The organism is Mesotoga infera (assembly GCA_011045915.1).
GTDB classification, from domain to species: Bacteria; Thermotogota; Thermotogae; order Petrotogales; family Kosmotogaceae; genus Mesotoga; species Mesotoga infera_D.
On sequence record DSBT01000085.1, the window covers coordinates 1 to 14,085 of the forward strand.

At 44.9% G+C, this 14,085-nt stretch carries 6 protein-coding genes and 1 pseudogene; 4 read left to right on the forward strand and 3 right to left on the reverse strand.

Annotation, left to right across the window (positions count from 1 at the left end; genetic code table 11):
- A pseudogene (locus ENN47_02915) lies at positions 1-1,263 on the reverse strand (serine dehydratase subunit alpha family protein).
- Between the two features lie 760 nt (positions 1,264-2,023).
- On the opposite strand from ENN47_02915, the gene ENN47_02920 reads away from it, so the two are divergent.
- Positions 2,024-4,375, forward strand: coding sequence for a diguanylate cyclase (locus ENN47_02920; GenBank protein ID HDP77136.1), 2,352 nt, complete (start codon positions 2,024-2,026; stop codon positions 4,373-4,375).
- A 346-nt stretch (positions 4,376-4,721) separates the two neighbouring features.
- A complete protein-coding gene (locus tag ENN47_02925; GenBank protein HDP77137.1) occupies positions 4,722-7,028 on the forward strand; it encodes a PAS domain S-box protein in 2,307 nt (768 codons plus the stop codon).
- Between the two features lie 202 nt (positions 7,029-7,230).
- On the opposite strand, the gene ENN47_02930 is transcribed toward ENN47_02925, so the two are convergent.
- Entirely contained in the window at positions 7,231-8,403 is a 1,173-nt protein-coding gene (locus ENN47_02930; GenBank protein HDP77138.1) for an MFS transporter, read from the reverse strand.
- 221 nt (positions 8,404-8,624) lie between these two features.
- On the opposite strand from ENN47_02930, the gene ENN47_02935 reads away from it, so the two are divergent.
- Positions 8,625-9,365, forward strand: coding sequence for an alpha/beta hydrolase (locus ENN47_02935; protein HDP77139.1), 741 nt, complete (start codon positions 8,625-8,627; stop codon positions 9,363-9,365).
- 809 nt (positions 9,366-10,174) lie between these two features.
- On the opposite strand, the gene ENN47_02940 is transcribed toward ENN47_02935, so the two are convergent.
- Positions 10,175-11,266 carry a hypothetical protein gene (locus ENN47_02940; GenBank protein ID HDP77140.1) on the reverse strand — a complete coding sequence of 364 codons (1,092 nt, stop codon included), beginning with the start codon at positions 11,264-11,266 and terminating at the stop codon, positions 10,175-10,177.
- 447 nt (positions 11,267-11,713) lie between these two features.
- Between ENN47_02940 and ENN47_02945 the strand changes: the two genes are divergently transcribed.
- Positions 11,714-14,077 carry an ABC transporter ATP-binding protein/permease gene (locus ENN47_02945; GenBank protein ID HDP77141.1) on the forward strand — a complete coding sequence of 788 codons (2,364 nt, stop codon included), beginning with the start codon at positions 11,714-11,716 and terminating at the stop codon, positions 14,075-14,077.
- Positions 14,078-14,085: the final 8 nt, after the last annotated feature.

Below are 14,085 nucleotides of genomic sequence, written 5' to 3' on the forward strand. Positions count from 1 at the left end.
ATTCAATGTTTCGCTCAGAGGATTTTTTCCTTTCTCTGTTTTCTAGAACCTCAACTATTGCGGAGTCGATCTTTGACATGCCTTTCGAAAGAAGGAGCTGGATATTTTCTATCGACCTGTCCAGAGTGATGGAGATGAATCCCTGCTCCGACTTAACTCCAAGGTCGTCCATTGCCAGTAATGCGCAGCTATATGCTTCCTGGCCCCCTAGGCCCGCTTTCAATGAACAGCTCTCTTTTGCGCCATCGCACATGATCCCCGTTGTGCTAGATAGTATTGTAAGCATCGCTTGTTCGATAGTCTCCCTCGCTCCTCCAAGAAGATAGGCAATTCCTGCTGCGGCCCAGTTCCTGCGGCTGTAACACATCCGCAGATCGGGGCAACCCTGCCGAGTTTGCTCTTAATGTAACCGGCGAAAAGGTGGCTAATAGCGACTGCTTTCGCAATGTCCTCACGACTTTTTTGGAAGTGCTCACCGGTCAGAGCCACTGGAAGTGTGGCGACGATTCCCTGGTTGCCACTTCCGCCACTGCTCATTACAGGAAGTGGAACACCCGACATCCTGGCCGCTGAAGCCGCTATACAATATCTGCGAATCCTGTATCCCAGACTATTGTTCTCACAGTCTCTGAAATTCTCTGCCGAAGGCAACATTTCCTTAAGACCAAATCTGGCAATCTCAAGATTCATATCTATTCCCTCGAAGATCTTCTTGATTTCTATTTCAGTGATTCCCTCAATTGACTCAAATATCTCTTCAGGAGTAAATTCCAATGCTTCGGAAGGCACGTATTCCTTGCTTGAAGGAGCCTCTTTTTCGTCTATCTGTAATAAGACAACATTCGTGTGACTGTCAATTATCCTGCAAAGAACAGAGTGATTCTGATTAGACAGCAAGGCCTCTATGAATACTCCAAATAGATCTTGATCACAGATCACACTTATCTGACCTTTGTCTATCATCTCTCTTGCAAGATCAACCGATTCGATTCGGCAAGGCCTAAGTGCCTCGAGCTGGAGGGCTGCATCTCCGCATACAGCCCCTAAAGCGGCAGCAAACTCATTTCCCTTTTCATTAGTACCTGGAATTCCCACGTACATTCCATTTTTGTACACGTTGACGCTGGTAGTAACTGCCACTTTTTCTATATTTCCTTCAAGTTTGCTTGCTGCAAGAGCAACACAAAATGCGATCGCTCCAGGTTCCGTGCAACAAAGTGCAGGTCTAACTTCTTTCTCAAGAAATTGCTCAAGGAAACGCATCTTTCACCTCCACTGTCCGATAACTAAGTTTAGCACTGCTTTCGAATAGAAGCAGATATCTCGATATCTTGAGATTGCCATTCTTGAGGATATATGGTGCTCAAGCCCTTCAAAGCCTCTAAAATCTCGAGTGCGCTGAATTGAGAAAGCAATACAAAGATTTCCTTATAGTGAAAGCATCAATGAATTGGAGGACTCAGACATCAAGAATTGCGCGTTTTGTTGTTATTGGTCTTTCACAAAATCAAGTCTCTTGCAAAGAAGGTGAAAGGTTAATCGTCGAGAAAGTCAAGCTGAGCAGAGCAACTCATTTTTAACGAACCAGAACAGAATGATGATCATGAGATTCATCAGAAGGAATAGAAGTGCCTGGAGATGGCGTTCTACTGGAGTGCGCACGAAATAACAATGATATCATCATACCAGAGCTCTGCTCTTCTAGAGATTTACGAGCAATCTGCTGTTGTTCCAGAAGGAAAAGTATAGTTGAAGATTCGATTGATGGCTAAAATGAAAGAAAGGATTGCCCAAGAAAAGAAGTCGGTGACGGATGGAGAATTGCTGGATGTGATCGAAGAGAGGCTTCCGTGAAAGTAGATACCGATTGAGGGCGCATCCCAAACTTCAAGGGACCGTGAGCGCGGCTTTTATCTCAAGTTGTCCAAGCTTAGAATGAAGAGTAAACTCAGGATTTTTGGCAGGATGTTGCAATGATATAATCAGTTAGTAATGTTCTTCCAGTCCATCCGCGGAGGGAACTATGGGTGTTTGTAGACGCGATTTGTTTGATTCGTTGGAGTCAATCTTTTCTTATATGTCTGTTGAGGGACGGCACGTAACGAAGCTGTGCGATGTTCTAATGATGGCCGGAAAGTCGCTTTGTGCCGATCGTCTTGCGCTCTACGAGTTCAAGGATACGCCGGATGGGTCTCTTTTCACGAGACAAACCTGCGAATGGAAGAGCGAAACGAAACAAGTCGCAAGAATTCTCAGCGGAAGAACAGGAGAGAGGCAAAATCGCTGGATTGAGAGAATCTTAGAAGAGAAGAAAGATGGAATCATCTCAGAGAGATCCGGGGGCGCAGTAGTCATAGTCAATTCACTGGGTACAGCCGGATTCGCTCTGGTTTGCGAAGACAAGTCTCTGGACAGAGATTGGACGGAAGATGAGAAAGGCTTCTTGAGGTGCTTGATCAGTTTTATTTCTCTCAGTGGTGAAAAACAGCCTTCTGAAGAGGCTCTCCATGGTGAAGAAGTGCTGCTGAAGGAGAGATTACTGAGAAGCGACGAATTGCTAAAGAATTTTGAGGGCAATGTTCTGGACATTCTTGCAGTGGCTGATAGAAAATTGATCTTCACTTACGTGTCGCCTTCTGCGGTGAATACAATTGGATTCACCCCGGAGGAGTTGGTAGGAACAAAGGCATTTGATCTGATTGATCGGAGAGATGTTGAAAGGGTCATTGAGGAATCGAAGAAGCTGGCCACGGAGAAAAAACATGGTTCCTTCAGGTATAGAACAAGGACAAAAAGCGGCAGAATGTTATGGATGGAAACGGCTGTCAGTCCTCTGCTTAAGGATGATGAAATAGAAGGTTGGACTATGTCTTCGAGAGAAGTTACAAGCGAAGTGAAGCTCCAGGCTGAATTGAGGACTAGAGACAGTATGATGGTCTTCATGAACGATTTGTATGTCTTAGTTTTTAGCGGAGACAACCTCCAAGAAGCTGCTTCGAAGATTGTGAACCGCGCTTACGAAGAAAAGGGAATAGTGGGTTGCAGAATTATCTTCAGTGAAGAGGATCCCTTTGATCTAAAGGTTTCAAGAGGCAATACGGAAATCTTCCCAATGGACGTAAAAGGTGATCCCGAAGTTCTAAGGAAGCTCAGCGGCAATCACATACTTCTGGAAGACATAGTCTGTGATGGAATCGAAATGAGGTACGTGTGTATAGCACTTGAGTCAAACAATGAGGTCATCGGAGCTTTTGAAAGTGTTACAGAGAGGGTAACCGGCTTAACCGAGGAGAGTATAGACCTCTACAGGCTCATAGGCACCACCATTTCTCTTTCACTCAATAAGATAAAGAACTTCGTGACGATTAAGAGGAGTCACATCACTTCTGAATCTTTGAGAAAGGCGACCGAAGCGATTACAAAAGACCTTAACATGAACACTGTGATTGAATCCATAGTTGGGGGACTCAGACAGGTCATTCCATTCTACAGCGCAGCGGTTGAGCTAATCGATAGCGACCAGCTGCTGATAGTAGGTGGCAGCTGGCCGGGGAGAGACTCTTTCCTTGGAACGAGGTTTACAATGGAGGTTGGAAGTCCTGGATATGATGTTGTCAAGAAGAAACGGATAGTCCTGGCCGAATATGCTCAGAAGAGATACCATCAGTTCAACAAACCGGATTTCGCTTTCATAAAATCCTGGATGGGTGTACCCCTTCTTATTGAAGATGAATCTATTGGAATGATTGCCGTTGACAGCGAGATCGAAAGAGCTTTCAGGAAGAGGCATTTGGAAGCTTTGAAAGCATTTGCAGATATTGCTGCAATAGGTATAAATAACGCCCGCCTTCACGAGGAGGTAAGAGATCTTTCAATAAGGGACTACCTTACAGGCGTATACAACAGGAGAGGTCTTTTCGAGCTGGGAGAAAGGGAAATCGAAAAGGCAAAGCGCTATGGAACTAGGATGGGCTTGATAATGTTTGATGTTGATAACTTCAAGAAGCTAAACGACAAAATGGGCCATCTCGGTGGCGATTATGTTTTGAAGAGAGTAGCACAAATTTGCTGCAAGATTTTGAGGGCGGCCGACATATTTGGGCGGTACGGTGGAGATGAGTTCATAGTAATACTGCCAATGACCGACGCGAAACGCACTGAAGAAGCGGCGCTTAGAATACTCCGTTCATTTCGGGAAACGGATATTGAGTACAATGGAGTTCCGTTGGAGGTTAGTGCCAGCCTCGGCATAGCAAGTCTAGTGGGTCAGGAAGACGAGCTTGAAGAAATGATCAAGAGAGCAGACAATAATCTGTATGTCTCGAAGAGTTCCGGGGGAGATAAAGTTACTGGGGGAACAGAAAGTGACAAGTAGAAAATGGGAGACGAGGAGTGTAAACTTGAGTCTCGAAGCACAACTCAGAGAGAGAAAGAAAGAGCTGAATCTTTTATATAGTTTTTCGAAAATTGTTGATAGAGCTGAGAACTCTATCGAAGACATTATCATTAGTCTTGTAAGAATATTTCCCGATGCATTCATGGATCCAGAAAACACCCTTGCAGTTATTGTGTACAAGGACAAAGTTTACGAATCGGGCAAAGCCTTGAAAAGCGACCGCTTCATTCGTGAACCGATAAAGAGAAGAGGCAAAGAGGTAGGAAGTGTAACTGTCTATTACTGTGGTGACAGCGAAATTGCATTTCTCTATGAGGAAGGTCAGATGGTTCTTTCAATAACAGAGAGGCTCGGGAGAATCATTCAGCGCATTGAGTCAACCGAAGCTCTTAATGAGAGCGAAGAGCGATACAGAGTCACTCTGTCAAGCATAGGGGATGCGGTTCTTGCAACCGATGGATTTGGCATGATCGTGTTCGCGAATAGTGTCGCCTGCAACTTAATTGGTCTTGAAGAAGAAGAGATTGTTGGAAAGAGAATGAATGATGTCATGGAAATATTCAATGAAGAGACGGGCGAATCAACTCAGATTCCAATTGAGAATATTATTGAGACTGGAAGGAAAATTGGTTTGGCTAATCACACATGTCTCAAGTCCAAGAATGGGAAGGTCTATTCAATAGCAGACTCGGCGGCTCCGATCGTCACGGATGATGGTGAAATCTCAGGAATTGTCTTGATCTTTAGGGATGTGACTGAAGAGAGGCAGAAGGAAGAGAGAATCGCTCATAGCGAATCGAGATATCGCGAACTGGTGCAGAATATGAATGGTGGCCTTATTATCCTCGATAGCCGTGATGACGGTGAGAGCTTTTTTCTCAAGGAGTTCAAGCCGCCGAGAGGAATCACAGAAAGCGTCGACTGTAACTTGTCGGGTGCGGATGTAAGAGATGTCTTTCAAACATTCGAGACGAGCGCGCTGTACGACGCAGTGAAAAAAACTTACAAAGACGGCGAACCTCGTAATGTTGGTCTCGAGCGATATATTTGTGGGGAGCAAGAGGGCTGGTGGGTGAACTATGTTTACCGGCTTCCTTCTGGTGAGATAGTGGATCTCAGTTATGATGTCACTGAAATGACAGAGCTTCAGAGATTCAAGGATGAGGCCGGTAGAAATCTCTTCAAGATTTCGAAAGCGATAGCCGGCAGGCGATTTTCCCTTGATGAATTCATGAGAGAAACGATTGAGAAAGTAGGTTCTTCTCTCAATGTTGATCGTGCAGGGATATATATGATGAACAAGGTCGGAGAAATGGAACTGATGCTTAGCTTTGATCTGCACGAAGGAAAGATAAGAACAGATAGATCACTCGCTATGGGCACGGATCTGGCTGGCGAATACGTAAACCTAGTGAGCGATAAGCGATTCTTAAGTGTTTCTGATGTTAAGCTTGAGAAAAGCAGTGCCTTCATAGACAGCCTTAAAGGGGCTGGCGTTGTAGCTATACTCGATATACCGTTGAAGATCAGGGGGAAAATCGTTGGATCTCTCTTCTGCGATATGGAAACCTCAAGGGAATGGACAGCTGACGAAAAGCAGTTCGCTGCATCAGTCGGAGACATCCTAACTCTTGCACTTGAAGAAGATGAACTAGTGAAGAGCGAACAGCGTTACAGAAATTTCTTCAAAATGAACGGGGCGATAATGCTGCTTATTGATCCATCAACAGGAAGAATTGTTGATGCAAATTCGGCCGCCTGCGAATTCTACAAATATGATGCCGATAAACTCAAGAAGCTTTCGATTAGGAATCTCACAGCAGACAGTCAAGGACTTAGAGAGATTAACAAGCTCCTTTCGGGAGAGACTCTCAGACTTGTAACACGGCAGAAGCAGGCCGGTGAGAAGATCATCGACGTGGAGATATTTGCTTCACCTTTCAAGTCTGCTGGAATGGAGTTGCTTAACCTCATAATAATTGATGTCACAGAAGCTCTGACTGCAAAGGACAGACTGGCCGAAGCCTTGAAGAAGGTGAACACATCGCTTGAAGGGGCGGTCGAGTTAGTCAGCAAAGTAGTTGAAGCGAGAGATCCTTATACTGCGGGGCATCAAGAGAATGTTAGCAAATTGGCCACAGCAATAGCGGAGAGACTTAGTCTGGAGAAAGAATCAATCAGATCAGTACGAATCGCCGGTCTACTTCACGATGTTGGAAAGGTCTCAATACCCGCCGAGATCCTTTCGAAGCCAGGAAAGCTTACTGATCTCGAGTGGTCCTTGATTAAACGTCACCCTGTCATTGGTTACGAAATACTTCGTGATGTGCAACTTGGCGGTCCGATAGCGGAGATTGTGAAGGACCATCATGAGAGAATCAACGGAACTGGATATCCGGAAGGCCTTGAGGGATCGGAGATCTCTCTGGAATCGAAAATTGTGGCGGTGGCCGACGTGGTGGAAGCAATGGTTTCTCACAGGCCATACAGGGCTTCAAGAGGTTTAGACGAAGCAATTCAAGAAATCGAGGACAATGCCGGTACACTTTATGATGAGGAAGTTGTTTCAGCCTGTGTAGATTTGATCAAATCAGGATTCAGTATCGGAAGATCTGATATCAGCAAATCTTAATAGATTCGGAGGAAAGATCATGGATATACTCATTCTTGTTCTTGCAATTTTTGGAGGATTGGTTTTTCTGGGCCTTGCAGTTAAGTTGGCCTTTTTTGGACTGCGCGTGATTTTCAGCCTGGCCTTTGTTGGTCTCGTTGTATTCGCCGTGATCTGGTTGTTATCAAAAATCCTGACCATATTCTAGATTTCTTCAACGCTTCTAGTTGAGACCTTTGCGTAGTCTCTTCCTGTGTAGAAGGCTGATAGTAATAAATACTGCCAAAGCGGCAAGAATCTGACTACCGATGACCAGCATTCCTAATTTTAGGTTCGTGCTTTCGCTAATGCGGCCGACCAGAAGATTTGTGATCACAACACCGACGGAGCCAGATGCGGCAAAGATCGAAAGGACTGCCTCGCGATTCTCCCTGTAGCCTGAAACCATTATTGCCTGGAGAGTAGGAAATGTTCCCGAAAATCCCAGACCCGTTGTGAAGACTCCCAGAGCAAGTACGATGGGATTCGCAGTCAGGAAGGAAAGGGAGAATCCGACAGATGAAATCAAGCCTAGAACGACAAGTGTTCGCTGAAGTCCCACTTTGTCAACCACGAACCCGGTGATTATCCTTCCGACAAACAGACCAAACGCAAGTAAAGACGGCATAAGGCTAGCGACCCTTAATGATGCGGATTTCTCTTCATATATAAAAGTGGAAAGCCAAGAGAACAAGCCCATCTCATAGCCAACGTACATAAGCCCTCCAACAGTGATTAACCAAAAAACAGCATCTTTTGGCAGAGCAGGTCTTCTTCTCTCAACCGAAGGAGAGGACTCAACAGATGATTTCTTCCAAACAATCCAGGAAAGAAGACTGATAAAGAAAAATAGAGCAGAGGCCACGAATATTGGGATAGGCCACTTACTAGTATCAGAGAGAGCTAACGAAACGAATACCGGAGCCACAATGCTTCCCAGAGCAAAGAAAGAATAGACCAGATTCAAGACCCCGCCTGTCTTCTCAAATGCCAAATGTGAAACGCACAGGGCAATGCTAATCTCAGTTATGCCAAGGCCAAGTCCGAACATCAGTCTTCCAGTGAGAAATGTAGAATAAGTTCTTGAAAGAGCCATGAAGACTACGGAAAAAGTTATGCAGGTAATCCCTGTAGCGGCGGCAAGAAATGGACCGAACTTTCTCGAAATGACTGCAGCAATTAGAACTGCAATTTGGTAGACAAAAGAAGGAAGGCCAAGAACAAGACCGGTCATGTCATAACTCATTTCGAGTTCTACTGCAATTGCGGGCAAGGCACTGTTTATTGACTGAGCCGTGAAACCAATCATGAAATAGACCAGTGAAGATGCAGCGACAAAGACAGATCTCAACTTCATTGAGTGCCTCCAGAAGTTTTCGGATTCTCTTGAAAGAATTCCACACAAGCCCTCTTATTGCAAACAGTTTACCACATCAACCTATCGATGCTTGCTGCCGGGTTCAGATACAACACAAAAGAGAACTTTCCAGAGTATCGGTCACTCTTTGAAAGTGATGCAAAAGCTCAGTACAAATGATATAAGAAGGTTATCTGTAGAATGCCGAAGGGAGGATGGCCATGAACAGAGGAAATGCATACCTATGGTTAATTGTTCTTGGAGCAGTTGTGACTGGATTGGCGATCGGTGCCGCCGACTTCCTTGTTCCATATCCGCCGATGGTGGAAGCTCTGCAGGCTCTGAATAGTTCCAACATGGTTTTGTACAGCTTCAAAGACAGAATTCATACCTTTTCAACAAGAAAAGAGAGCAAAGTAGGAGTGATTTTCTATCCAGGAGGACTGGTTGATCCAATAGCTTATGCGCCGCTCCTTAAAGAGCTTGCGACGAAAAATCTGACGACCTTTCTTGTAGACATGCCGCTAGATCTAGCCATTCTTTCCCCAAATAGTGCAGCCGCCATAATTGAAAGCAATCCAGATATCGGTATTTGGATTATGGCTGGGCATTCTCTGGGAGGATCTATGCCTGCGAGATTTGCATCCAGAAATCAGGGAATTGTTTCCGTACTCATTTTGCTTGCCGCTTATCCGGCCAGTGTAGACTCACTGTCTGAATCTGATCTACATGTGTTGTCTGTCTACGGCAGCGAGGATACAGTCATTGACAAAGACGCCCTTGAGAAAGGCAGATCTCTCTTACCTGCAGATACTACGTACATCGTGATTGAAGGAGGAAACCACGCTCAGTTCGGCTATTACGGACCACAGAAGGGGGACGGTAAGGCAGTCATCAGCCTTCTTGAACAGCAGAAGCTTACTGTCGATGCAATACTTGCGATGATTGAGGAAATCACGTAGCTTATTCGTTTTCTGTCAGAGCAATATGACGAAAAGCATTATAAACAGGACTTTGGATTTCGCTGATGTAGTCGAAGAGGCAACTATCGAAACAATCCTTCAACGGAGATCAGCCACAATACACAGTTTTCATTGTGCCTTTTTTCAGAAACGGCATAAGAAGTATGCAACAGAAAGATAACAGGCTAAAGTAAAGACCCCGTGCCAGAATGCTTTGTTCTACGCCTTCTTCGCTTGGGCAAATTCCTTGACGGCCATTCGCATCAGTGTCGGAAAAGAAGGCTCATGAAATCAGCAGATCCTCACTTTGAATCAACTGAGGCTAAGGACATTTTCCCGAAACGGATTATCAGGGTTCGTTTCCCCTTGATTTCATGAGTTCGTCAAACTGAGCTCTGGCAGGACCTTGTTAGTCTGGGGATTGCTTTGTCGGGTTGCTTGGCAATGCAGTTCAGCGGTCTGTTTCCTGTTTGTCAATGATTTTAAGGTCTGAGGACGTCAACAAGAGGTGAGTTGAGATCATTTTTCCAGAGTTTCATACGAAAAGTCGATAAGGAAGAGACCGTCGAAAAGCATTAAGAACAATTGAGCAAATTCTCATGAGCGGTAGGTACGGTGTCTGGGCGGAAGTCGCTACGAGGAGATATGCAAAGCAAGAAACTCAGATTTACGGAAAGAAGCCAGGTTCTTGAGTGACGACTAACAGCAATTAGAGTTTAAATACAATGGCAGCCAGATTGAGAATTTCGTAAATGTTCTGCTTTGTTTCCACATCGGCGGCTGTTTCGAACAACTCAGTCTCAAATTGACTAAAACTCTGCAGACATCCAGAAGGCCTGTCTTCCAAAGTCTTCGTCAGATAATGTGCCCACTACGAGAAACTTGCCGGAGCTGAGCCTTGCGAATGAGTGTGGCTCGAAAGAAGCGATTTCAAAGAATCTTTCATCCAGGATCTTTCCTCTATCACCGATTCTAGCTAGGCCAAAACCCTCCTCGGAGACTGTTACATAAGAGAGAAGAGATATATATTCCCCGTCGTCTTTCAGAACAGACAGTGCTGCCGGGAATCTATCGCTGAACCGAGTCTCATCTATCAGCTCGCCTGCCAAGTCAAGTCTCACAATGTATCCCACTCCAGAGAAGTCGCTTGCAATACCGGCAATAAGGTATCCGTCGTCAATTTCAGCTGCAGCTCTTCCTTCAAGATTAAGAGAATCAGCCTTTCCGATTTCCTTTTGCCACAAAGTCTTGCCTTTTGGATCGAGGAGGGCAACCCAAAGAAACTCATGGTCTTCAATCCAGCTGTAGCCTGTAGATAGCAGATTGTGATCGGAAGTCTCAATTACATCCATAGCCCCGTCAAAACCTTCGCCTCCGAAGTCTCTTTCCCAAAGAAGTCTTCCTTCAAGGTCAATCTTCAGCAAACTTGCTTGAAGGTATTTCTTGTCCGTCATGCACTGACCGGCAATGACAAAGGCGTCTCCAGCATAAACAGCTCTCCAGGGAGAATAATTCGAGTGCTTGCCGTAGCTGTTTTGCCAGACAAGATTTCCTTGTTCATCGACTAACCTTGCCACCAGTTTGGCATTACCGCCAGCTTCGACTCGGGACACAAGGAGAGCAGATCCGTCATCTGCGATTGCTATGCAACGCCCAATGTCGTCTGCAGGCGTACCATATTCCTTTGCCCACAGAATCCGACCATCAAAATCGGTTTTAAGGACAAGCGTTTCAATGTATGGTTCATCGTAGTATTCAGAAAAGCCGATCAACAAGAATCCGTCCGATGCACTGGCAACGTCGAAAAGTTCCTCTGTCCTCTCGCCGCCAAAGCTTCCCATGAAAGCAATGACAATACATGCCATGGTCACTACAGTCGATATAGAAACAATCCGCTTCATCTTTCGCCTCCGGCCAGCTGTTGATTCCGCTTGATTTCTCCAGTTGTCAAATATGCAAGTGCTTCAAAGGATTGGGTTTCAATTGCTTATTAATCATTATAATACAGGTGCGAATTGTGTCGTTCCAAGTTGCTTTCGTTAGCTAGATTCTCATCTTCTTAGCGCGAGCAAATGGTTCTCAACATGAAAGCTGGAAAAATGCTAACGGATTTCCTGAAGTGGCAGAGTTTCATACGGTGGGTCAGACAGTTCCTTATTCGTTTTTTGGGTGATACGGAAGTCCAGGTTGTCTTAGAATTTTTTTCACGATGAGTAAGTGAAGACTAATGCAAAAGTATCATGCAATGAGAATCTCGGCCTGTATCCGAAAAGATATCGTGATTGATGTACCTGAGTAATATAATCTCTGTATGACCTGTTGATTCTCATTTCAGGGGTGATACATAGATGCTTCAGCTGGCGAAAGTATCGAAGATTTACGAAGTAGGTGAATTGAAGCAGACGGCGCTTAACAAAGTCACGATTTGCTTTTCTGTGAACGAATTTGTCGCGATTCTTGGTCCCAGTGGCTCTGGCAAGACAACACTCTTAAACATCATTGGCGGTCTCGACAGATGCGATCATGGAGAGCTCGTCATGAATGGAAAGTCAACGGAGGAATTCACAGATTGGGAACTTGATGCATATAGAAACAAGAGTATCGGGTTCGTCTTTCAGAACTTCAACTTGATTCCACATCTCAGCATTCTGGACAACATCCAGATGGGAATGATACTGGGCGGTGTTCATCCTTCAGAGAGAAAGAAGAGAGCGATGAACCTTTTAAAAAGAGTGGGTCTGTCTGATCAGGTAAATAAGAAACCGTTTCAGCTTTCTAATGGACAGATGCAGAGAGTGGCTATTGCTAGAGCTCTTGCCAACAATCCAGACATCATTCTTGCCGATGAGCCTACAGGTTCTCTAGATTCTCAGACAGGCGAGCAGACGATAGAGCTTATAAGAGAGATGGCGGAGAATAAACTGGTGATTATGGTTACTCACAACGAGGAGATCGCGAAGAGATATGCAGATAGAGTGATCATACTGCGTGACGGTTCCATTGCTTCCGACAGCAAAGTTGCGAACGAATCCGATCCGCACTCGGAACTCCAGATCAAGAAGACAAGAATGAGCTTTCCAACGGCGGTAAAGCTTTCGGCTACCAATATTATGACGAAGAAATGGCGTACTGCGCTTACAGTTCTGGCTTCAAGTATAGGTATTGTGGGAATCCTTCTTGTTCTGTCACTATCAAGTGGCTTCGGAAAGCAATTGTCTGATTTCGAAGCACAGACCCTATCGACCTTCCCAATAATGGTCAGTCAGACGACAGTGGATATTGCTTCTCGGAATTACCAACGTTTCGAATCCTCAATGGGTCTTTCCGATGCTGAAGGGCTGTTTGTTTTTCCTTATGATCCCAGTGACGAGATTTTGATTCATAACAACGATTTATCTGACGAGTATCTTGAGTATGTTGAAAACATAGATCCGAAGCTTCTTTCGGGATTCACATATACTCGACACATTAACATGAACCTAGTTGCTGGATACGGAGAGATGGCAAAGACGGTTGATCAGACTCAAGTGAACTTCACCTCGTATCCTGAGAATCTGGATCCAGAAAGTCAAGGGTATCTGGAGAGTAACTTTGATCTTGTTGCAGGCTCCTTCCCGAGAAAACCTACTGATCTCGTAATGATAGTTAAGCAAGACAACAGAATTTCTAAAGGGATTCTGCAGGCATTGGGCGTAGATTATGACAAAGAGAAAATCGCTGTTGAAGACATAGTTGGATTAAGAATCAAGGCAGTCAGTAACAATGATTTCTACGTGAAGAACGGAATGCGCTTCTCACCAAAGTCGTCAATGAGCGAGCTGATGGAGCTTTACTATGGTGAAGTCGGAATACCTCTAGAGATCTCCGGAATTATTAGGGCGAAGGATTACATTGAGTTTTCCGTTCTAGATGAGGGATTAGCATATTCCGATCGCCTTGCCCAGATGTTTATACAGGATGCAGTGAAATCGGAGATAGTGAAGGCTCAGAAGGAACTCTATGTGAACATCCTTACCGGAGAGCAGTTTGCTTCGGATCTCTTCAACATTCTTTCGCTTATCCCTCCAGATATCACGTCCAGGTTAATCGGAGGTATCACTCTTCCGGTAACCAAGAGAAACACTCTTCAGAAACTAGGGGCGTTTGAGACACCAGTTTCGGTTGTGCTTTATCCAAAGGACTTTAAATCAAAGCAGAAGGTTATCGAGTATCTCGATGCCTGGAACGAAGGTAAGAGTGATGAGGATAGAGTAATTTACATTGATCTTGCTTCCACTATAACGGGATTACTTGATGGAGTGCTTAGCGCCGCAACGATTGTTCTTCTGGCTTTCGCCTTGATTTCTCTTGCGGTTTCCCTGATCATGATAGGGATAATTACTTACATTTCTGTGACCGAAAGAACCAGAGAGATAGGTATATTAAGGGCACTGGGCGCGAGGAAAATCGATGTTACAAGGGTCTTTAATGCCGAAAACTTCGTCATCGGGACATTCTCGGGAATTTTGGGTATATTTGTTGCCTCCTTGTTGATTCTGCCAGTAAACTCAATAATTGAAAGAATGACTGGCTTACCAGATGTTGCCTATCTGAATCCCCTCACTGCTCTAGGTCTTGCAGGTGCAAGCGTACTACTTACGATTTTGGGTGGCCTGATTCCCGCAAAGATGGCTGCCAGGAAGGACCCTGTAGAAGCTTTGAGAAGTGAATAGATAAATAG